The organism is Streptomyces sp. NPDC028991 (assembly GCF_055564775.1).
Genome location: NZ_JBVHVP010000002.1, coordinates 200,313 through 221,843, shown reverse-complemented (window position 1 = coordinate 221,843; position 21,531 = coordinate 200,313). Strand labels below are relative to the sequence as shown.

Here is a 21,531-nt window from a genome sequence, read left to right as displayed (position 1 = left end):
CCAGGCCGCCTCATGGCCGCCTCGCCCAGAGGTCGCCGGCGTGATCGAGAACCGGCCACCGAGCAGCCGGACCCGGACTGACACCCCGCTTTTCCCCTGCTCTTCCCATTGTCCGAGCGCATCCGGCCTCCGATGCTGGAATGCTGGACCCGTCGCACGGACGGTTCGTGGACGCGGCATGGGCCGCGCGGGCCGTGGGGTGGACGGGCGGTGGGGGGCCGAAGATCGTGGAGGACAGGGTGCGGGTGGTCATCGCCGAGGATTCAGTGCTGCTCCGAGAGGGGCTGACCCGGTTGCTGACCGACCGCGGGCACGACGTCGTGGCCGGTGTAGGCGACGGTGAGGCACTGATCAAGACCATCACCGAGCTGGACGCGCAGGGTGAGCTGCCGGACGTCGTGGTGGCGGACGTGCGGATGCCGCCGACGCACACCGACGAGGGCGTGCGCGCCTCGGTGCAGTTGCGCAAGGCGCACCCCGGTCTCGGCGTACTGGTGCTGTCCCAGTACGTGGAGGAGCGGTACGCGACGGAGCTGCTGGCGGGTTCCAGCCGCGGTGTCGGTTATCTGCTGAAGGACCGGGTGGCCGAGGTACGGGAGTTCGTGGACGCGGTGGTACGCGTGGCGCAGGGCGGTACGGCGCTGGACCCGGAGGTGGTCGCGCAGTTGCTCGGGCGCAGCCGCAAGCAGGACGTGCTGGCGGGGCTCACCCCACGGGAGCGTGAGGTGCTGGGGCTGATGGCCGAGGGCCGGACGAACTCGGCGATCGCCCGACAGCTCGTGGTGAGCGACGGGGCCGTCGAGAAACACGTCAGCAACATCTTCATGAAGCTGGGCCTGTCTCCGAGCGACGGTGATCACCGGCGGGTGCTCGCGGTGCTGACGTATCTCAATTCCTGACCTCGGCGGCCCACCCACCGGAACCGGCCGACCGGCCGACCGGCCCGGTGGCCCGGGTGGCCCGGGTGGCCCGGTGGCCCGGGTGCTCTTCCGAACGAATGAGAACCGACGCACGAGCGGGGTGCGTCTCCACGAGTGTCCCGAGAGCCAGGGGGTGGGGAATCGTGAGATCCCGGAGCGGCGGGCCATCTCGAGGTCGTGTCCATCATGCGAATGTCCACCGGAAGTCAACCCTTGCGGACGTAGGGTTGATCCTGGGGCGGTCGGTGGGAGACCGGTCCCCGGACAGCCGCCTCGAGGGAGGTCCAGTTCAGTGACCAGCCAGGTCAGCAGCCCAGCGGAGCAGGCCGACGGAACCGTCGTGGGAGAGCAGCGCAAACCGGTCGGGGCGAAGGACGTCCGCCGGCTGGACCGGGTGATCATCAGGTTCGCGGGGGACTCGGGTGACGGGATGCAGCTCACCGGCGACCGTTTCACCTCGGAGACCGCGTCGTTCGGCAACGACCTGTCGACGCTGCCGAACTTCCCGGCCGAGATCCGGGCGCCTGCCGGTACTCTGCCGGGCGTCTCGTCTTTCCAGCTGCACTTCGCCGACCACGACATCCTCACCCCGGGTGACGCCCCCGACGTGCTGGTCGCGATGAATCCGGCCGCCCTGAAGGCGAACATCGACGATCTGCCGCGTGGCGCCGAGATCATCGTCAACACGGACGAGTTCACCAAGCGGGCGATGCAGAAGGTCGGCTACGGCACGTCGCCGCTCGAGGACGGTTCGCTCGACGGTTACCACCTGCATCCGGTGCCGCTGACCACGCTGACCGTGGAGGCGCTCAAGGAGTTCGACCTGACCCGCAAGGAGGCCGAGCGCAGCAAGAACATGTTCGCGCTCGGGCTGCTGAGCTGGATGTACCACCGGCCGACCGAGGGCACCGAGAAGTTTCTGCGGTCGAAGTTCGCCAAGAAGCCCGACATCGCGGCGGCGAACATCGCGGCCTACCGGGCGGGCTGGAATTTCGGGGAGACGACGGAGGACTTCGCGGTCTCCTACGAGGTCGCCCCGGCGGCGAAGGCGTTCCCGCCGGGCGTGTACCGCAACATCTCCGGGAACCTGGCACTGGCCTACGGCCTGATCGCCGCCTCGCGCCAGGCCGATCTGCCGCTCTTCCTGGGCTCCTACCCGATCACGCCGGCCTCGGACATCCTGCACGAACTGAGCAAGCACAAGAACTTCGGTGTGCGGAGCTTCCAGGCCGAGGACGAGATCGCCGGGATCGGGGCGGCGCTGGGGGCGGCGTTCGGCGGCTCGCTGGCCGTGACGACGACGAGTGGCCCGGGCGTGGCGCTCAAGAGCGAGACCATCGGGCTCGCGGTCTCCCTGGAACTGCCGCTGCTGGTGGTGGACATCCAGCGCGGCGGGCCGTCCACCGGTCTGCCGACCAAGACGGAGCAGGCGGACCTGCTGCAGGCGATGTACGGGCGCAACGGCGAGGCGCCGGTCCCGGTCGTCGCCCCCCGCACCCCGGGGGACTGCTTCGACGCCGCGCTGGAGGCGGCGCGGATCGCACTGACCTACCGCACCCCGGTCTTCCTGCTCTCGGACGGCTACCTGGCCAACGGCAGTGAGCCGTGGCGGATCCCGGAGCCGGACGAGCTGCCCGACCTCGCGGTGCGGTTCGCGCAGGGCCCCAACCACACCCTGGACGACGGCACCGAGGCGTTCTGGCCCTACAAGCGCGACCCGCACACCCTCGCCCGGCCCTGGGCGGTGCCAGGCACCCCGGGGCTGGAACACCGGATCGGCGGCATCGAGAAGCAGGACGGCACCGGGAACATCTCCTACGACCCGGCCAACCACGACTTCATGGTCCGCACCCGCCAGGCCAAGGTCGACGGCATCGACGTCCCCGACCTGGACGTCGACGACCCGGACGGAGCGAGGACCCTGGTACTGGGCTGGGGCTCGACCTACGGGCCGATCACCGCCGCCGTGCGCCGGCTGCGCGGCGCCGACCAGGCCATCGCCCAGGCGCACCTGCGCCACCTCAACCCGTTCCCGCACAACCTCGGAGCGGTTCTCCAGCGCTACGACAAGGTGGTGATCCCCGAGATGAACCTCGGCCAGCTCGCCACTCTCGTCCGGGCGAAGTACCTGATCGACGCGCAGTCGTACAACCAGGTCAACGGCATGCCGTTCAAGGCGGAACAGCTCGCCACGGTCCTGAAGGAGGCCATCAATGGCTGAGGCACTCAAGCTGGTCCCCCGGGCCGAGGGCAAACAGTCCATGAAGGACTTCAAGTCCGATCAGGAAGTGCGCTGGTGCCCCGGCTGCGGCGACTACGCCGTCCTCGCCGCCGTGCAGGGCTTCATGCCCCAGCTCGGCCTGGCGAAGGAGAACATCGTCTTCGTCTCCGGCATCGGCTGCTCCTCCCGTTTCCCGTACTACATGAACACGTACGGGATGCACTCCATCCACGGCCGCGCCCCCGCCATCGCCACCGGGCTGGCCACCTCCCGTCGCGACCTGTCCGTCTGGGTCGTCACCGGCGACGGCGACGCGCTCTCCATCGGCGGCAACCACCTCATCCACGCCCTGCGCCGCAACGTCAACCTCAAGATCCTCCTGTTCAACAACCGGATCTACGGCCTGACCAAGGGCCAGTACTCCCCCACCTCCGAGGTCGGGAAGATCACCAAATCCACCCCGATGGGTTCCCTGGACGCGCCCTTCAACCCGGTCTCCCTGGCCATCGGCGCGGAGGCGTCATTCGTCGCCCGGACCGTCGACTCGGACCGCAAGCACCTCACCGAGGTCCTGCGCCAGGCCGCCGACCACCCGGGCACGGCCCTGATCGAGATCTACCAGAACTGCAACATCTTCAACGACGGGGCCTTCGACGCCCTCAAGGACAAGCAGCAGGCCGAGGAGGCGGTGATCCGCCTCGAGCACGGACAGCCGATCCGCTTCGGCACCGACGGCACGAAGGGCGTCGTACGCGACCCGCAGACCGGTGACCTGAAGGTCGTCACCGTCACCGCGGACAACGAGGCGGACGTCCTGGTCCACGACGCCCACGCCGCGTCCCCGACCACCGCCTTCGCCCTGTCCCGGCTCGCCGACCCCGACACTCTGCACCACACCCCGATCGGCGTCCTGCGCTCCGTCGACCGGCCCGTCTACGACACCCTCATGGCCGACCAGCTCGACACCGCCGTCGAACAACACGGCAAGGGCGACCTCACCGCCCTCCTCGCAGGCGGCGACACCTGGACGGTCGTCGGCTGAGACCGTCAGCTGGGACCGTCAGCTGGGACCGTCAGCGGTTCAGGGCATACGCATACGAAGGGGCCCGGACGGAAACGTCCGGGCCCCTTCGTATGCCTTTCGCGCCTGATCCCCCCGCTGGGCCCCCTCCAGGTGCCACTCACCTACGCACATCACTACTTCGCCGACATCACTTACTTACATGTTAGTACCTAACTTCAAAGTGGGCACTATCCAGCAGTTAGCGCAGCGCTTAGGGTTAGCGGCATCGCACCCCCACAAGGAGCACTGAAGCCATGAGCATCGTCGTCACCGGAGCAACCGGACACCTCGGCCGCCACGTCGTGCGGCAGCTGCTGGAAAAGGTGCCGGCCGACCAGGTCACCGCGGTCGTCCGCGACCGTGACAGGGCCGCCGACCTCGCCGCCCGCGGCGTACGGCTCGCGGTCGCCGACTACAACGACCCCGGGACCTTCGACGGCCTGTTCGCGGCCGGCGACCGGTTGCTGCTGGTCTCCGGCAACGAGTTCGACAAGGGCCGCGTCCGGCAGCACACGGTCGTCATCGACGCGGCCAAGAAGGCCGGCGTCGCCCTGCTCGCCTACACCAGCGCCCCCAGGAGCCTCACGGCCGCGCTCGCCGACGACCACCGCGCCACCGAGGACGTGCTGGTCGCTTCGGGCGTGCCGTACGTGCTGCTGCGCAACGGCTGGTACCACGAGAACTACACCGAGCAGCTCGCCCCCGTCCTGGAGCACGGCGCCGTCGTGCAGGCGGCGGGAGCGGGACGCGTCTCCTCCGCGTCCCGCGCCGACTACGCGGCCGCGGCCGTCGCCGTACTGACCGGTGAGGGCCACGAGAACAACGCGTACGAGCTGGGCGGCGACGAGGCGTGGAGCTTCGCGGAGTACGCCGCCGAGCTGAGCCGGCAGACCGGCGAGGAGATCGTCTACAACCCCGTCTCCATCGAGGCGTACGCCGGCATCCTCACCGGTGCCGGGGTCCCCGGGCCGCTGGCGGACGTCCTGGCAGGCGTGGACGCCGCCATCGAAAAGGGCGAGCTGGTGGTCTCCACCGGTGACCTGTCCCGGCTGACCGGCCGCCCGACCACGCCGCTCGCCGAGGCCGTCGCCGCCGCGCTCAAGAGCTGACCTCCACCGCCGGCCCGGATCGCGAGCTTCCACAGCACCCGCCCCCCCCCGGCCCCGCCCCCCGCCTGTCATGACCGTATGCCGATACGGGCATGACAGGCGGCCGTTTGCGGCGCTACCTTCGTCCTGGCATGCATCCGTCCCGGCATGCCGAGTGCGAGAAGGAGGTGCCCGTGGCCGGGTCGTCCAGGAGTGAGCAGCGAATAGGCCTGCTGAACGGCTTCGCGGCGTACGGGATGTGGGGCCTCGTCCCACTGTTCTGGCCGCTGCTCAAGCCCGCCGGAGCCGGGGAGATCCTCGCCCACCGGATGGTGTGGTCCCTCGCCTTCGTCGCCGTCGCCCTGCTCTTCGTACGGCGCTGGGCCTGGGCCGGCGAGCTGCTGCGGCAGCCGCGCAGGCTCGCCCTGGTCGCCGTGGCCGCCGCGGTCATCACCGTCAACTGGGGCGTCTACATCTGGTCCGTGAACAGCGGCCATGTCGTCGAGGCCTCGCTCGGCTACTTCATCAACCCGCTGGTCACCATCGCGATGGGTGTGCTGCTGCTGAAGGAACGGCTGCGGCCCGCCCAGTGGGCGGCGGTCGGGACCGGTTTCGCGGCCGTGCTCGTCCTCGCCATCGGCTACGGCCAACCGCCGTGGATCTCCCTCTGCCTCGCCTTCTCCTTCGCCACGTACGGCCTGGTCAAGAAGAAGGTCAACCTCGGCGGCGTCGAGTCGCTGGCCGCCGAGACCGCGGTCCAGTTCCTGCCCGCGCTCGGCTACCTGCTGTGGCTGGGCGCACAGGGCGACTCCACCTTCGCCACCGAGGGCGGGGGCCATGTGGCGCTGCTCGCCGCGACCGGCGTGGTCACCGCCATCCCCCTGGTCTGCTTCGGGGCGGCGGCGATCCGCGTGCCGCTGTCCACGCTGGGGCTGCTGCAGTACCTGGCCCCGGTCTTCCAGTTCCTGCTCGGCGTCCTCTACTTCGGCGAGGCCATGCCGCCCGAGCGGTGGGCCGGCTTCGGGCTGGTGTGGCTGGCGCTCACCCTGCTCACCTGGGACGCCCTGCGCACCGCCCACCGGACCGCCCGGACCCTCAGGGCACAACTGGACCGGACGGGCGACGGCGTGACGCCGGTCAAGGGGAGCGCCGTGCGGGAGTCGGGAATCGTGGCCTCCGGGGCGCCGGCCCCCGGTTCCGCCGGGTCGGAGCAGTTCGACCCGGCGACAGGGAAGCCGTAACGGCCCGGTCGTCCTGCCGCTGCCCTTCGTCACCCCTCCCCGGGCGCCCGCCGCGCTCGGTGCGCCCGCGCCTTCTCCCGGTTGCCGCAGTGCTCCATCGCGCACCAGCGGCGGCGGCCGGGGCGTGAGGTGTCGACGAAGAGCAGACGGCAGTCGTGAGCACCGCATTCCCGGATGCGGTCGGCGTACGGGCCGGTGAACAGGTCGATCGCATCGCGCGCGACCGTCGACAACAGACCGGCGCCCGTGGCACCCGGAGCCCAGCCGCGAGTGCCGTCCGCCTCGACGCGGGCGACGAGCGGAGGCTCGGCCGCGGCGGCGTTGACGGCGTCCAGGTGGCCGGCCCGGAGCGGGCGTCCGTGCGCGCGGTCCGCGGTGAGCAGCAAGAGGGCGTCGCGCAGGACCCGGGCCCGCTCCACATCGGTCTGGTCGACGACCAGTTCCAGACCGTCCGCCAGTCTGCTGCGGTTGGCCCAGGCGGCCAGGTCGGCGGGCTCGTGCAGCACCTCCCAGCGCGCGTAGGCGCCCGGCCCGCCCGTCGTCAGCAGTTCGAGACAGAGCGCACCCGGGTCGAAGCGGTACGGCTTGCCCTCGTACGACAGCAGCGTCAGCCCGGGGAGATCAGGTGGACCGGGGGACGGCTTCGGTGATTCCATTGCCCGCTCACTCATGTAACCACTATAACTGGTTACATGACATCGACTTCTGCGCCGACGCCTCTGCACTTCAAGCTCGTCATCGACGCCGCCACTCCGCACGCGCAGGCGGACTTCTGGGCCGCCGCCCTCCATTACGAGGTGGAGGACAACAGCGCGCTCATCGAGAAGCTGCTGGACTTCGGGGCCGTGCCGGCCGAGCTGACCGTCGAGTCCCACGGCCGCCGCGCCTGGCGGGACCTGGCCGCCGTACGGCATCCCGACGACCCTTACCAGGAGGAGAGCGGCACCGGACTGGGGCGGCGGCTGCTGTTCCAGCGCGTACCGGAGGCCAAGTCCGGCAAGAACCGCCTCCACCTCGATCTGCACCCGGGCGAGGGGCGGCGCGAGGAGGAGGTCGCCCGGCTGGAGGCGTTGGGAGCGAGCGTCCTGCGGCAGGTGAAGGAGCCGGGCGGGGAGTGGGTGGTGATGGCGGATCCGGAGGGGAACGAGTTCTGCGTTCACTAGGGCGCGGCCTTCGCGCCCCGGCCGCCGGGGCGCGAAGGGTCAGAGTTCAGGGACAGGGCCCCCAGGGCCCGGGGACCACCAGGGGCTCCCAAGGGCCGGCGCGCCACCGGAAGCCCCCAAGGGCCGGGCGCGCCACCAAAGGCCCTCAAGGGCCGGGCGCGCCACCAAAGGCTCCCAAGGGCCGGGCGCGCCACCAAAGGCTCCCAAGGGCCGGGCGTGCCACCAAGGGCTTCCGATATACGCGACACCGTGGCCGAATACCGGTCTTGACGGTTGGTCAGCATCGGCCACACCATCCAGGCACCCCATTCACTGCGGAGTCCCCTCCCCAGGGTCTCCCTAGGAATCCGGAGCCCCCCACATGAAGCTCCTCCATTCCGGGCGCGCGCTGGCGGCCGGTGCCGTCGCGGTCGCCACGCTGATCACCGGCGGATCGATGGCCGGCGCGGCGCCCGAGGCCGGCGCCGCAACCACACCCACACCCGCACCCGCACCCGGCGCCGAACCCGCGGCCGTCGCCGCGCCCGACATACCGATAGCCAACGTGAAGGCCCACCTGGCGCAGTTCCAGTCGATCGCCACGGCGAACGGCGGCAACCGCGCCCACGGCCGCCCCGGCTACCAGGCCTCACTCAACTACGTGAAAGCCAAGCTGGACGCGGCCGGGTTCACCACCACCGTCCAGCGCTTCACCGCATCCGGCCGCACCGGCTACAACCTGATAGCCGACTGGCCCGGCGGTGACACGGATCAGGTTGTCATGGCCGGGTCACACTTGGACAGTGTTGCCTCCGGCCCCGGCATCAACGACAACGGCTCCGGCTCGGCGGCCGTCCTGGAGACCGCACTCGCCGTCGCCCGGTCCGGCCTCCAGCCCACCAAGCACCTGCGCTTCGCCTGGTGGGGAGCCGAGGAGCTGGGTCTGGTCGGCTCCCGCTACTACGTCAACAGCCTCGGCTCCACCGGCCGCGCGAAGATCAGCGGCTACCTGAACTTCGACATGATCGGCTCGCCCAACCCCGGCTACTTCGTCTACGACGACGATCCCACCATCGAGAAGACCTTCCGCGACTACTTCGCCGGCCTCGGCGTCTCCACGGAGATCGAGACCGAGGGCGACGGCCGCTCCGACCACGCGCCCTTCAAGAACGCGGGCGTCCCCGTCGGCGGCCTCTTCACCGGCGCCGGCTACCGGAAGACGTCCGCTCAGGCGGCCAAGTGGGGCGGCACCGTGGGCCAGCCGTTCGACCGCTGCTACCACTCGTCCTGCGACACCACCGCCAACATCAACGACACGGCCCTGAACCGCAACAGCGACGCCGTCGCGTACGCGATGTGGGAACTGTCGCAGTAGGACCGACACCCCACCTCCTCAAAGGCTGCCCGGTCAGCCGGCCTGGGCGCGGGCGCGTTCGGTGAGGCGGCCCATGCGGTTGCGGGCGGACTCCAGTTGCTCGGCGTCCTCCGCGGCCGGACCTTCCTCGGCGGCGAGCTCGCTCCACAGACCGACCAGCTCATGCCCCAGCTCCAGGCCCCGTGCCGGGTCGCGTACGGCGCGCCAGGCGGTGGCCGCGCTCTGGACGTTGCCGTACGCGGCCTCCGCGTCGCCCGCACGGCGGTGTATCCGGGCCAGGTCCAGGGAGAGGCGGAGGGCGTGGTCCGGGTCGCCCGACAAGTAGGCGATGTAGGCGGTGAGTTCACGGAGCCGGAGTACCTCGGGGTGCTCCGGCCCCAGCGTTCCCGAGGCTTCGGTCACGCTCTGCTCGGCCAGTCGCGCGGCCGTCTCCGTACGCCCCTCCTTGACGGCCTCGTTGATACGGGCCGTCGGCTCTGCGAGGAGCGCGGGGGCGGTGGCGTCGCCGGGAGCGGTGAGCGGTTCGTCCCCGAGCACGGCCTCGGCCACGGCGTCGAAGCCGCGTGCGGGGGTGGGCTTGGGGTCGGGGCCGGGGGCGAGGGCGCGGGCGAGATCGGCAACCGGCTCGGGGGCGGAGGCCGGCTTCGGAGCCGCGACCGGCTGGGGGACGGCGATCGACTGGGAGGCGGCGATCGACTGGCGGCCGTCGATCGAGCCGTCGATCGGACCGTCGATCGGGCCGTCGATCGGTTCAGGACCACGGAGCAGACCCGGACCAGGAACCCGAACGGGACCAGGACCAGGGACCGGACCGGAACCATGACCATGACCAGGACCAGGACCAGAATCATGGCCAGGGCCACGGACCGGCTCACGACGACGGACCCGCTCCGGCTCGCCCTCAGTCGCATACACGGACCCGGCCCCGGTGACCGGTCCGGGCACGGGCTGCGGTGCCGCGCCTTCGAAGGCCCCGGTCGCGGAAGCACCGTCCATCCGGGGCGGCGGCCCGAATTCCCCCGTCGGCGGCGCCACCGTACCGGGCGCCGTGCCCCCGGCCGGTTCCGGCAGGGCGCGCAGCGTGAACGTCGGCGCGGACTCGCCGGGCGGCACCGGCTGTGACTCGGACACGTTCGGGAGGGGGAACGTCGGGGCGCTGTCCCACACCGGCTCCCCGGGCTCCACCGGCCGCAGGACGTGACTGTGCCGGTCCCGCTGTACGTCCGGTTCCCCGGGAGCCGTCGGCGCCGGTTCGGCGGCGAGCCGGCTGGAGCCGTCCGGGTCGACGAGGAGCGGGACGGAGTAGCCGATGCGCTCGTCGTGAATGGTGGCGAGGACGGGGTGGCCGACGGCGAGGGCGAGGCGATGGAGGCGGTTCAGGACGGCGTTCTGGATCTCCTCGCCGGGGGCCGCGACGACCGGCGAGCCGTCGACCGAAGCGCTGCGTGCGCCGGAACCGGCCATCGGCACGCGAACGTCGATCGGCGTCGCCGCAGGAGCGCGCGAGCCCTCGGCGCCCTCGTGGCCCCGCTGCTTGTCGCGGCCGAGTCGAGACATCGTTCCCCCACTCATCGGCGGCTTCCGTCGGCGATTCCGCTTCCCTGCCGTCCAGAGCCTGTCATGCCTGTCGTACACCTGATGTCGAGTCTCTCCGCTCGCTCGCGATTCTCACGTCACCGGGTTGTCACAGGCTCGTTCCAGGAGGTCACCCCCGTACCGGCGGGCTCGAGCGGGACGAGCACACGGGGGCGAGCGTACGAGGGCGAGCACACGGGGACGAGCGCACGAGGGCGGGCACACGGGGGCGTGACGCGAGAGGGGGCCGGGCAGGGGGGCAGGCATGCGACCGGGGCCGGAAATCTGGATACGCGGGCCGGCGGCCGTACCGGAGCCGCCCGCCCCGACGCCAGCTGCTCGAAGCGGTGGCGGACGTCCACCGCCTTCCGTGGGTCCCCGCCTGGCGCCTCGGCGAGACGGACGGACAGCCACCCCGGGGCGCCGACTCCCTGGCCCGCCTCACCGGGCGGATGCGCTGAGCCCACCCGATGGACAAGTACTTGCGTACGCATATAATGTACGTGCTGGTATTACGCGCATGCCAACCACTCGGGGGGACCTCATGAACCGCCACTTCCTCTTCCTGCTGGGCAGCAGCCGCCCCGGCGGCAACACCGAATTGCTCGCCCGCCGTGCCGCCGAGCAACTGCCCGCGGACACCGAGCAGCGGTGGATCGACCTGACCGAGCATCCGCTACCCGAGTTCGAGGATCTGCGGCACGACAGCGATCACGTCCGGCCGACGGAGGGCAGCAGGGCCCTGCTGCTCGACGCCACCCTCGCCGCCACGGACATCGTGATCGCCTCGCCGCTGTACTGGTACTCGCTGTCCGCCCCGGTCAAGCGCTACCTCGACTACTGGTCCGGCTGGCTGCGCACCCCCGGCGTCGATTTCAAGGCGACCCTGGCCGGTCGCACCCTGTGGGGCGTCACCGCGCTCGCGCACCAGGAGCAGGAGGTCGCCGACCCGCTGATCGGCAGCCTGAGCAACTCCGCGGCCTACATGGGCATGCGTTTCGGTGGCGTACTGCTCGGCAACGGCAGCAAGCCCGGCGACGTCCTGAAGGACACCGAGGCGCTGACCCGGGCCAAGACCTTCTTCACTCGGGAGGCACCGCTCGCCCGCTTCCCGTACGAGGAGACGGAGGCCCTGGCTACGAGGTGATGTCCTTCGCAGTGAACCGCGCCCAGGCCGCCGAGCCGAACACCGCCGCGTAGAGGGCCTGGAGGCCGAGGTTCTTCACCAGGTCGTCCCAGTAGACCGGTTCGCGCATCAGGTCGGCGAAGGACAGCCAGTAGTGCGAGAAGAAGTACGGCTGGAGCACGTCGAGCTGCGGGATCTGGTCGAGGATCTGGACGGTGATCAGCAGCCCGACCGTGGCCGCCATGGCCGCGATACCGCTGCCGGTCAGCGTCGAGACGAAGAGGCCGAGGGCCGCCACGCCGACGAGTGAGGCGGCCACGACCAAGGCGATCAGCAGGGCCCGGCCCAATCCCTCGGCGTAGCTGATCCGGGTGCCGGAGATGGTGGTCAGTTCGCCGACCGGGAACAACACCGCTCCGACGGCGAGCGCCGAGACCGCGACCACCAAGGTGGCGGCGACGCAGAACGCGATCACTGTGGCGTACTTGGTGAGGAGCAGACGCGTGCGGCCGGCCGGGGCGACCAGGAGGTAGCGCAGGGTGCCCGCGCTCGCCTCGCCCGCGATCGCGTCGCCCGCGACGACGCCGACGGCCATCGGCAGGAAGAACGGGAGGGTCGCGGCGAGCGCGGTGAAGACCAGGAACAGGCCGTTGTTGCTGATCTGCGAGATGAACGCCGGACCCTCGCCGCCCCCACCGCCGCCACCGCCCCCACCGCCCCCACCGCCCCCACCGCCGAACGACGCCTCGTCGCTCGTCTCGATCTTCACGGCGATCCCCACCAGGACCGGCACGGCGGCCAGCACGCCCAGGAGGGCGAGAGTGCGCCAGCGTCGGAAGGTGATCAGCAGTTCACTGCGGAACAGTCCGAACGACCACAACGGGCTCGGGACGCGCAGCGCGCTCGGCACCCCGGCGCTCGGCACCCCGGCCCCCGTCACCTCAGTCCGCGAACGCTCAGCCCGCGACATCGAAGCCCTCCCCGGTCAGCGCCACGAACGCGTCCTCCAGGGAGGCGCGTTCCACTCCGAAGCCGCGGACCCGGACACCGGCCGCGACCAGGGCGGCGTTCAGGTCGGCGAGGTCACCGTCCGGTGGTTCCGCCGTCAACCGGTCCTCGGCGACGGCCACGTCCCCGGCGCCGTGCTCCTTCAGCACCCGGGCCGCCTCTCCCGTGTCCGGCGTGGTCACCACCAGCCGGCCACGCGCCCCGGCCGCCAGGTCGGCGACCGCGCCCTGGGTGATCAACCGCCCCTGGGCCATCACGGCGGCATGCGTACACACCTGCTCGATCTCGTCCAGCAGGTGGGAGGAGAGAAAGACGGTCGTGCCGTCGGAGGCCAGTTCGCGAACGAGCGCGCGGATCTCGCGCATGCCCTGGGGGTCGAGTCCGTTGGTCGGCTCGTCCAGGACGAGCAGGCGGCGCGGCTGGAGCAGCGCCGCCGCGAGTCCGAGTCGCTGCTTCATGCCGAGCGAGTACGCCTTCGCCTTCTTGCCGGCGGCGGCCGCGAGGCCCACCCGGTCCAGCGCCGCCGCGACGCGTCGGCGCCGGGTGCGCGGGTCGGCGGCCGGGTCGGCGGCGTCGTAGCGCAGCAGGTTGTCGCGGCCGGAGAGGAAGCCGTACAGGGCGGGGCCCTCGATGAGGGCGCCGACCTGGGGCAGCACGGTGCGGGCGGTGCGCGGCATGGGCCGGCCCAGCACGCGCGCGGTGCCGGAGGTCGGCTCGATCAGGCCCATCAGCATGCGGATGGTGGTGGTCTTGCCGGAGCCGTTGGGACCGAGGAAGCCGAAGACACTGCCCGCCGGGACGGTCAGGTCCAGACCGTCGACGGCGAGCTGCCCGCCGCGGTAGCGCTTGGTGAGCGCCCGGGTCGAGATGACGGCGTCGTCCGCGCCGCTCCCCCGGTCCGGGCCCTCCGCTTCCCTCGCTTCCATGGCGGACGTCTCGGCCACCGGCTCCCTCACTTCGTCACTTCGTTACTTCGTTACTTCGTCCACTTCGTCGTCACTGGTCCGAGCTGACAACGGCTCCGTACGGACAACGGCTCCCGTCCGACGCCTACTGGGCGGCGTCGGCCGCCTTCACCAGCGCGTCCTTGGTGACCGCACCGGCGTAGACCTTGCCGTCGTCCGTGATCAGGGCGTTGACCAGGCGGGTCTTGAAGACCGTGCCGGAGCCGAAATCGCCCTTGACCTGGTCGCCGAAGGAGCCGAGGAAACCACCGAGGTCGCCGCCCGCGGAGGCCGTGGGCAGGCCCTGGCCGCCGGTGTCGAAGGTGGCGATCGAGTTCCATCCCTCGCCGATTACCTTCGGGCCGTCCGTCCCCTTCAGGCCGTCCGTCCCCTTCAGGCCGTCCATCTCCTGCGCGAGGTCGCCCCCGGCCTCCCGGCCGTGCTCCGGCGCCTCGGCCGTCTCGTCGGCCTCGGTGACCTTCGCGCCCTTGGGCGGGGTGAAGTCGAACGTCGACGCGTCCGGCTTCGCGAAGCTGACCTTGGTGAAGCCCGCGTCCACGACGGCGGCGCCGCCGCTCGCCGGGGTCAGCGTGAACTTCAGCGGCATGCCGGTCTTCGCGTCCACCGCGACGCTGATGGCGCCGACCGTGGAACCTTCCTGCTTCGGCTTGATCACCAGTCGGTAGGCGTCCCGGCCGGCCACCTGAGCGGTGCCGTCGACGGTCACGGACGTGGTGTCGTCGACCGCCTTGAGTGCCTGGTCGGCGAAGTCCTTCGGAGTGGCCGGCACCTCCTTCTCCGGCTGCTCGGCGGCGCCGGACGTGGTGGTGTGGTACACCTCGTTGGACTCGCTGTCGTAGCCCCAGACGTCCTTGCCGTCGTGGATGAGGCTGTACTCTGCGGCGTTCTCCAGCAGGGACAGCTTCTGCCGGTCGGGGCCGTCTGCGGCGACCCGGAGCGTGTGGGTGCCGGAGACCAGCTCGGTGAGCTTGGCCGACGGGTCGGCGGCCGAGCCGCCCTCGTCTCCGCCCGAACCGCCCGGCGCGCCGGTTATACCGGACATCATGCCGCTCTCCAGACCGCCGAGGTCCGGCAGGCCCAGGTCCGTGCTGATCTTGACCGTGCCGGACAGCTGCTCGACGTCCGACTTCGCGATCTTCTCGATGAGTTGTTCCGCCGTGACCTTCGGAAGGTCCGGGTCCCCGGAGTCGGCGAGGGCGGGGACGAGGCCGATCGTCGCGGCCGCCACTCCCATCACCGCGACCGGGACGACGTACCGCGCGGCCCTGCGCCGTCCGGACCGCAGGTCCTCGCCCTCACCGGCGGTCGTGCTGTCGTCGGAATCGATCGGTGCCATTGTGTGCCCTACCTCCGTCGTCGGCGGCGGCTGTCCCACGGCCTCGCACTCGTTCACCCGTGAGCCGCCATTCTCACCCGAATCGGTGAGGATTGGTGTCTTCCGTGGTGTCCATCTGACCAAATCGGCCAAGGGGAATCGTCAGACCGCGGGCTCAACTCCGCCTACTCCTGCGGGATGACACGGAGGGGCCGCGACTCCCCCGGCCCGTAGGGGGCGGGGTACGCGGCCGGGCGTTCAGCCGGCCCGGTGCACCACGGCGTCGCACAGCTCCACCAGCGCGGCCTTCGCCTCGCACTCCCTGAGCGGGGCCAGCGCCGCCCGGGCGTCCTTGGCGTACCGGATGGTGTCCTGCCGCGCCTGCTCCAGCGCGGGGTGGGCGCGCAGCAGCCGCAGCGCCTCCGCGTGCCGCGCGTCGTCGCTCAGGTCGGAGTCCAGCAGCTCGCACAGCGCGATGTCCTCGGCGAGCCCGAGCCGCGCCGCCCGCTCCCGGAGCCGCAGCACCGGGAGGGTCGGGATTCCCTCGCGCAGGTCGGTCCCGGGCGTCTTCCCCGACTCGTGGGAGTCGGAGGCGATGTCCAGGACGTCGTCCGCGAGCTGGAAGGCGACACCGAGCCGCTCGCCGTACTGGGTCAGCACGTCCACGACCGTCTCGTCGGCGCCGGACATCATCGCCCCGAACCGGCAGGAGACCGCCACCAGCGAGCCCGTCTTGCCGCCCAGCACGTCCAGGTAGTGGTCGACCGGGTCCCGGCCGTCCTGGGGCCCCGCCGTCTCCAGGATCTGGCCGGTGACGAGCCGCTCGAACGCCAGGGCCTGCACGCGGACCGCCTCGGGCCCGAGGTCGGCGAGGATCTGCGAGGCGCGGGCGAACAGGAAGTCGCCGGTGAGGACGGCGACCGAGTTTCCCCAGCGGGTGTTGGCACTGGATACGCCACGCCGCACGGCGGCCTCGTCCATCACGTCGTCGTGATAGAGGGTGGCGAGGTGGGTCAGCTCCACGACGACGGCCGAGGGCACGATCCCGGGGGCGTAGGGGTCGCCGAACTGGGCGGAGAGCATCACCAGCAGTGGCCGGAAACGTTTGCCGCCGGCTCGCACCAGGTGCTGGGCGGCCTCCGTGATGAACGGAACCTCGCTCTTGGTTGCCTCAAGCAACCCTTCCTCGACAGCAACCAATCCGGCCTGGACATCGGCTTCCAGAGCCTGGTCCCGCACGCTCAGCCCGAACGGCCCGACGACGGTCACGAGGGGTCTCCTGTCTGCTGGTGTCTACTGGCGATTACCTGGTTTGTCGATAGGTCGCTGCCACCACTCAAGTCAGCGTATCCGGTCACCTTTCGATCACCGCGAGCGCCCACCGTTACAGGCCGGTCGGTATCAGATCATGCACAGTATGTTTTTGATCAGGTGATATGAGCAGACATTGATCGACATCGCCAGGGCCGGAACCCGCCACGGAAGATCACATCACTCCCCCCAACGGCCCGCACTGCGAATACGTCACCCACTCGGCGCACTCCACCCTCACCTCGAACGGATGCCCGCACGGCGCGCCGAAACACCGCTCAGGGCGAGGCGAGAGACGGGGCGCGCACGACGGCGAGCCCATCCGGCCGCCGGCCGGCATCCGAAGCCCTCCCGGCCTACGGCCGATTGGCTCCCTGTTGGCCTGAATGCCCGATTTGCCATCCTTGTTGAGGCCAGTGAGTTGGCTCACTCCCGCACACCTGTAGGCAACCCCGCCGCCGGCTGTGCCCTCCCTTTGCGCCGCAAGCCAGTTGAGCCTTGGCAGCCGCAAAGGATCAAGCGCCTCAAACACCCCAGACCAAGGTCAACAGGACTGTTGGGTGATTCCTGCACTTGTTTCGGACATCTGCTCTCGCATACGTTCCCGGCCTGTCGGGCGGACGCCGAATCCTGCCACCGCCCGGTCACACAGTCATCCGCCAACAAACTCGCAGGCAGGAGCGGGGGACCCAGGTAAGTCGCCGCACCGGTCACCACCGGAGCGGCTTGGGGTGAAGCCGTGCCCGTCAGGGCCCGGCCGGGCACCTCCCCGCCCGAACCCGACAGCTCACCTCGCAGGCGTAAGGAGAGGGACTCAAGCATGTCTGCCAACGGTCAGAACCGTCACGCCCGCACCGCCCGCCTCGCCCGGAAGCTCGCGGTGGCCGGCACCGGCGCCGCAGTGCTCGCCCTGCCGCTCATCGGCGCCACCAGCGCCTCCGCGGCCACCCCGGCCGCCACCACCTCCGCCGCGTCCGCCACCACGGCGGCGACGACGTACCCGGACAACCTCGACGGCTGGATCCGGGAGTCGCTCGACGTCATGGCGCAGCACGGCATCCCCGGGTCGTACGAGGGCATTCACCGCAACATCATGCGGGAGTCGTCCGGCAACCCGCTCGCCATCAACAACTGGGACATCAACGCCATCAACGGCACCCCGTCCAAGGGCCTGCTCCAGGTGATCGACCCGACCTTCCAGGCGTACCACGTGCCCGGCACCTCCTGGGACCCGTACGACCCGGTCGCCAACATCACCGCCGCCTGCAACTACGCGGCCGACCGGTACGGCTCGATGGACAACGTCTTCGGCGCGTACTGATCCGCGCGGAACCGCACCGGGCTGCGCGGAGCCGCACCGAACTGCGCCGCACCGCACTGAGCTGCGCCGAGGCGTACTGAGCCGCGCCGAGGCGTACTAAGAGGTTCCGAAGATCCGCTCGAGGACGACGGCCACGCCGTCGTCCTCGTTCGTCGTGGTGACCTCGTCGGCCACCGCCTTGAGTTCGGGGTGGGCGCCGGCCATGGCGACGCCGTGCGCCGCCCAGTCGAACATGGGGATGTCGTTCGGCATGTCGCCGAAGGCGATCGTCCGCCGCCGGCCCAGCCCCAGGCGCTCGGCGGCCATCGCGAGGCCGGTCGCCTTGGTGATGCCGCACGGCTGGAGCTCCACCGTCCCCGGCCCCGACATGGTGACCGTGGCGAGGGAGCCCACCACCGCGCGTGCCGTCGCCGCCAACTCGTCGTCGGTCAGGTCGGGGTGGCGCAGCAGCACCTTGCTGATCGGCGCGCTCCACAGCTCGTCGCGCCGCTCGACCCGCACCGCGGGCAGCGTCGGGTGGGGCATCAGGTAGCCCGGTTCGATGAGCGTCAGGCCGTCGACGCCGTCTTGGTCGACCGCGGCGTGCACCTGCCCCACCTCGGCCTCGATCTTGCCGAGCGCGGTCTCGGCCAGCTCCCGTTCCAGGGTGACCGACCACAGCATCCGGTGTGCGCCGGCGTCGTACACCTGCGCGCCCTGGCCGCACACCGCGAGCCCCGTGCAGCCGAGGCGGTCGAGCAGGGACCGCACCCGGGGCGCCGGCCGCCCGGTCACCACCAGATGCCGCGCACCGGCCTCGGCCACCCGCGTCAGCGCGGCCAGTGACCGGTCGGACACGGTGTCGTCGCCGCGGAGCAGCGTGCCGTCGAGGTCGGTGGCGACGAGTGAATACGCGGTGCGGTCCATGATCAGAGAATACGGACACCGCACCTGTCCGACTCACCCGCGATCGCTTCCGAACGAGGACGCGCGAGGTCGGCACGAGTCCGCACGAGTACGGCACGAGTGCGCACGAGGACGCACGTTCGTGTCCGAAACCTGGCACATCACCGGCTTCATCGGCTAAAGCCGGTTAAGGGCCTGTGCACCGGTTGGCAACAACATGGTCCGCTACCTACCGGCCGAACCGTCCCCGGGGGTACCGTCCTTCTGTCCAGGGGGACTTGATCGGGGGGTCGGGTTGAACAGCGGACGTGTGCGCGTGCTCAGGCCGGAGGAACTGGGCGAGGGGGAACGGGAGCACTGGCGCGAGCTGCGCGCCAAATCGACGGCACCACGCAATCCGTTCATGGAACCGGAGTTCACCGACGTCGTGGGCCGGGTACGGCCGCGGGCGCGGGTGGCGGTGGTGTACGACGGCGGTGATGCGGCCGGTTTCCTGCCGCACGAGCGGGGACGGCTGGGTCAGGGCCGGGCGATCGGGCTCGGCGTCTCGGACTGCCAGGGCGCGGTGCTGCGCCCGGGCCTCATCCCGGACACCCGGGAACTGCTGCGGGCCTGTTCCCTGTCGAGCTTCGCCTTCGACAACCTCGAGGCGGAGCAGGGGCTGTTCGTGCCGCACGCCGCCGAGGAGCACACCACCTACGTCATCGACGTGGAGCAGGGTTACGAGGCGTACGAGAGCGTACTGCGCGACCGGTCGCCGAAGTTCCTGAAGACCACCCTCGCCAAGGAGCGCAGGCTCGGCCGTCAGGTCGGGGACGTGCGCTTCGTGTTCGACGAACGTGACCCGGCCGCGCTGCGCACGCTCATGGAGTGGAAGTCGGCGCAGTACCGCAGGACGGGACGCCGGGACCGGTTCGCGCAGGAGTGGATCACCCGGCTCGTCGGACGGCTCGCCAGGACCCGGGCGCCTGAGTGCACCGGCACCCTGTCCGTGCTCTACGCCGCAGGCCGCCCGGTCGCCGCCCACTTCGGACTGCGCTCGGCGACGGTCCTGGCGTGCTGGTTCCCGGCGTACGACCCGGACTTCGCCAAGTACTCGCCGGGGCTGGTGCTGCATCTGCGGATGGCCGAGGCCGCCGCCGCCGCGGGCATCGGCATGCTCGACATGGGGCGGGGTCCCGCGGAGTACAAGGACTCGCTGAAGACCGGAGACCTGTCCGTGTACGAGGGGGCGGTGACGCGGGTGGGGGCGGGCGCCGCGCTGCACTGGCTCGGCCGCGAGCCGGCCCGCCGCGCGCACGGCTTCGTGCGCGACCGGCCCCGGCTGGCGTCGCTGGCGGTACGGACGCTGAGGGGCGCGGCCCGGCTGCGCCGGTCATGACGGAGGGCAACCACGAGGGGGTGGGCGCATGGCCGGTGTGCGGCGTGCGCGGCAGGAGACACGGCGGGCGATAGAGGGGTTCCTGAGCATCGGGCCGGTGCAGGTCGCCGAGCTGGATCTCGGCGGCGAGAGCGCGGCGGCTGACACCACCGAGCGGGGCGATGACGCCGAACGGGGCACGGGGGCCGACGGCACCGAGCGGGGCGCGAGGGCCGAGGGAGCCGAGGGAGCCGACGGCACCCAGCAGGGCAATGAGGGTGACGGCACCCAGCGGGGCGATGGGGGTGACAGCACCGAACGGGCGGAGCTGAGACCCGGGCCGGGCAGCGCGCCGGTGACGTCCGGCGCGGTTTTCCTCCTGGTCAGGCGGGCGGGGGTGCCCGTCGGCACCCTGCTCGGGCAGGTGCCCGAAGGAGCGGATCCCGCAAAGGTGCTGACCGGACTCGCCCGGGAGCTGCCGCACGGGGAGCCGCCCGAGCCGTTGCCCGGGCCGCCGCCGTCCGCCAGTGTCGTGGTCGCCACCCGGGAACGCGCGGACCAGCTCGCCCGCGCGCTGGACTCACTGCTCGCGCAGGACCACCCGGACTACGAGATCGTCGTCGTCGACAACGCGCCCACGACCGAGGAGACCCGCGAACTCGTCGAGCGCAAATACGGCGAGCGGGTGCGCTACGTGTGCGAGCCGGTGCCCGGACTCGCCATCGCCCACAACCGGGGCCTCGCGGCCGTACGGGGCGAGGTGGTCGCCTTCACCGACGACGACGTGGTCGCCGACCCGAGCTGGCTCACCGAGCTGACCGTCCCCTTCGCCGCCGATCCGCGCCTGGGCTGCGCCACGGGGCTGATCCTGCCCGCGCGGCTGCGCACTCCCGCCCAGGTGCTCCTGGAGAGCCACGGCGGCTTCGCGAAGGGGTTCACCCCGCGGACGTACGACCCCGAGCGCCCGCCCGCCGACGAGCCGCTGTTCCCGTTCACCGCGGGCCGGTTCGGCTCCGGCGCCAACATGGCCTTCCGTACGTCGGTGCTGCGGTCGGTCGGCGGCTTCGACCCGGCGACCGGCGCGGGCACACGCGCGCGGGGCGGCGACGACCTCTACGGCTTCGTCCGCGTCCTCGCCCTGGGCCAGCGGCTGCGTTACACCCCGCGCGCGCTGGTCTGGCACCACCACCGGGAGACCTGGCGTGACCTGGAGACCCAGGCGTACGGCTACGGCGCGGGCCTCACCGCGTATCTCACGGCGATCCTGGTGAACCGGCCGGCGCTGCTGCCGGCCTTCCTCGCGCGGGTGCCGGGCGGGCTCGCGCACGCACGGGGCCTGACCGCCGTACGCGCCGCCGACGCCGGTGCGGACACGGCGGCGGAGGTTCCGGGCGGGCACGACTCCCGCACCCATCCATGGCCACGGCGTCTGTCCCGGTTGCAGCGCCGGGGCATGCTGTACGGCCCCGTCGGCTATCTGCGGGCCCGCCGCGCCCTGCGTACGGTCGGGCTGGAGGCGCGATGAGCGAGGCCGGGGCCCCGGGAGCGGCGGGGGCGCGGGACGACGTCCCCGCGGCAGACGGACCGAGCGGGGCGCCCCGACCGAGGGGGACCA

18 protein-coding genes and 1 riboswitch are annotated in these 21,531 nt (G+C 71.3%); of the genes, 11 read left to right on the top strand and 7 right to left on the bottom strand.

Annotated elements, in window-relative coordinates; all coding sequences use genetic code 11:
• Positions 1-239: 239 nt before the first annotated feature.
• The 5 genes from ACZ4V1_RS05075 (at position 240) to rarD (ending at position 6,533) form a co-directional block, all read left to right on the top strand.
• Positions 240-899 (top strand): response regulator transcription factor, encoded by a 660-nt coding sequence (locus ACZ4V1_RS05075; RefSeq protein WP_426599929.1) that lies wholly within the window; start codon positions 240-242, stop codon positions 897-899.
• 313 nt (positions 900-1,212) lie between these two features.
• The gene (locus ACZ4V1_RS05070) at positions 1,213-3,141 is read left to right on the top strand and encodes a 2-oxoacid:acceptor oxidoreductase subunit alpha (protein ID WP_468329522.1); all 1,929 of its coding nucleotides are present in this window, start codon (positions 1,213-1,215) and stop codon (positions 3,139-3,141) included.
• Entirely contained in the window at positions 3,134-4,183 is a 1,050-nt protein-coding gene (locus tag ACZ4V1_RS05065; RefSeq protein WP_468329519.1) for a 2-oxoacid:ferredoxin oxidoreductase subunit beta, read from the top strand. Before ACZ4V1_RS05070 ends, ACZ4V1_RS05065 begins: the two co-directional genes overlap by 8 nt.
• 275 nt (positions 4,184-4,458) lie before the next feature.
• A complete protein-coding gene (locus ACZ4V1_RS05060) occupies positions 4,459-5,313 on the top strand; it encodes an SDR family oxidoreductase (RefSeq protein WP_468329516.1) in 855 nt (284 codons plus the stop codon).
• A gap of 173 nt (positions 5,314-5,486) precedes the next feature.
• Positions 5,487-6,533 (top strand): EamA family transporter RarD, encoded by a 1,047-nt coding sequence (gene rarD / locus ACZ4V1_RS05055; protein WP_468329513.1) that lies wholly within the window; start codon positions 5,487-5,489, stop codon positions 6,531-6,533.
• Between the two features lie 29 nt (positions 6,534-6,562).
• Here rarD and ACZ4V1_RS05050 read toward each other — a convergent pair whose 3' ends face one another.
• Positions 6,563-7,189: a CGNR zinc finger domain-containing protein gene (locus tag ACZ4V1_RS05050; protein ID WP_468330908.1), complete on the bottom strand. Its 627-nt coding sequence runs from the start codon at positions 7,187-7,189 to the stop codon at positions 6,563-6,565.
• 36 nt (positions 7,190-7,225) lie between these two features.
• Between ACZ4V1_RS05050 and ACZ4V1_RS05045 the strand changes: the two genes are divergently transcribed.
• Positions 7,226-7,696, top strand: coding sequence for a VOC family protein (locus tag ACZ4V1_RS05045; protein ID WP_468329510.1), 471 nt, complete (start codon positions 7,226-7,228; stop codon positions 7,694-7,696).
• 361 nt (positions 7,697-8,057) lie between these two features.
• Complete coding sequence (locus tag ACZ4V1_RS05040; protein WP_468329507.1) at positions 8,058-9,050, top strand: M28 family metallopeptidase; 993 nt, start codon at positions 8,058-8,060, stop codon at positions 9,048-9,050.
• A gap of 33 nt (positions 9,051-9,083) precedes the next feature.
• On the opposite strand, the gene ACZ4V1_RS05035 is transcribed toward ACZ4V1_RS05040, so the two are convergent.
• Positions 9,084-10,607, bottom strand: coding sequence for a tetratricopeptide repeat protein (locus ACZ4V1_RS05035; protein ID WP_468329504.1), 1,524 nt, complete (start codon positions 10,605-10,607; stop codon positions 9,084-9,086).
• A 562-nt stretch (positions 10,608-11,169) separates the two neighbouring features.
• Here ACZ4V1_RS05035 and ACZ4V1_RS05030 point away from each other — a divergent pair.
• A complete protein-coding gene (locus ACZ4V1_RS05030; RefSeq protein WP_468330905.1) occupies positions 11,170-11,772 on the top strand; it encodes a flavodoxin family protein in 603 nt (200 codons plus the stop codon).
• Here the strand turns inward: ACZ4V1_RS05030 and ACZ4V1_RS05025 are convergent.
• The 4 genes from ACZ4V1_RS05025 to ACZ4V1_RS05010 all read right to left on the bottom strand — a co-directional run bounded on the left by ACZ4V1_RS05025 (position 11,762) and on the right by ACZ4V1_RS05010 (position 16,308).
• On the bottom strand, positions 11,762-12,721 hold the full coding sequence (locus ACZ4V1_RS05025) for an ABC transporter permease (protein WP_468329501.1): 960 nt from the start codon (positions 12,719-12,721) through the stop codon (positions 11,762-11,764). The genes ACZ4V1_RS05030 and ACZ4V1_RS05025 overlap by 11 nt on opposite strands.
• Entirely contained in the window at positions 12,708-13,685 is a 978-nt protein-coding gene (locus ACZ4V1_RS05020) for an ABC transporter ATP-binding protein (protein ID WP_468330902.1), read from the bottom strand. Before ACZ4V1_RS05020 ends, ACZ4V1_RS05025 begins: the two co-directional genes overlap by 14 nt.
• Positions 13,686-13,809: 124 nt before the next feature.
• Positions 13,810-15,060 carry a LolA family protein gene (locus ACZ4V1_RS05015; RefSeq protein WP_468329498.1) on the bottom strand — a complete coding sequence of 417 codons (1,251 nt, stop codon included), beginning with the start codon at positions 15,058-15,060 and terminating at the stop codon, positions 13,810-13,812.
• Positions 15,061-15,297: 237 nt separating this feature from the next.
• Positions 15,298-16,308: a polyprenyl synthetase family protein gene (locus ACZ4V1_RS05010; protein ID WP_468329495.1), complete on the bottom strand. Its 1,011-nt coding sequence runs from the start codon at positions 16,306-16,308 to the stop codon at positions 15,298-15,300.
• Positions 16,309-16,997: 689 nt separating this feature from the next.
• A riboswitch (cyclic di-AMP (ydaO/yuaA leader) is annotated at positions 16,998-17,165 on the top strand.
• Between the two features lie 5 nt (positions 17,166-17,170).
• On the opposite strand from ACZ4V1_RS05010, the gene ACZ4V1_RS05005 reads away from it, so the two are divergent.
• On the top strand, positions 17,171-17,671 hold the full coding sequence (locus ACZ4V1_RS05005) for a transglycosylase SLT domain-containing protein (protein ID WP_468329492.1): 501 nt from the start codon (positions 17,171-17,173) through the stop codon (positions 17,669-17,671).
• Positions 17,672-17,767: 96 nt separating this feature from the next.
• Here the strand turns inward: ACZ4V1_RS05005 and ACZ4V1_RS05000 are convergent, their stop codons facing one another.
• Positions 17,768-18,577 (bottom strand): HAD family hydrolase, encoded by an 810-nt coding sequence (locus ACZ4V1_RS05000; RefSeq protein WP_468329489.1) that lies wholly within the window; start codon positions 18,575-18,577, stop codon positions 17,768-17,770.
• A 274-nt stretch (positions 18,578-18,851) separates the two neighbouring features.
• On the opposite strand from ACZ4V1_RS05000, the gene ACZ4V1_RS04995 reads away from it, so the two are divergent.
• Positions 18,852-19,937: a GNAT family N-acetyltransferase gene (locus tag ACZ4V1_RS04995; protein ID WP_468329486.1), complete on the top strand. Its 1,086-nt coding sequence runs from the start codon at positions 18,852-18,854 to the stop codon at positions 19,935-19,937.
• Positions 19,938-19,965: 28 nt separating this feature from the next.
• The gene (locus ACZ4V1_RS04990) at positions 19,966-21,441 is read left to right on the top strand and encodes a glycosyltransferase family 2 protein (protein WP_468329483.1); all 1,476 of its coding nucleotides are present in this window, start codon (positions 19,966-19,968) and stop codon (positions 21,439-21,441) included.
• Positions 21,442-21,531 lie beyond the last annotated feature (90 nt).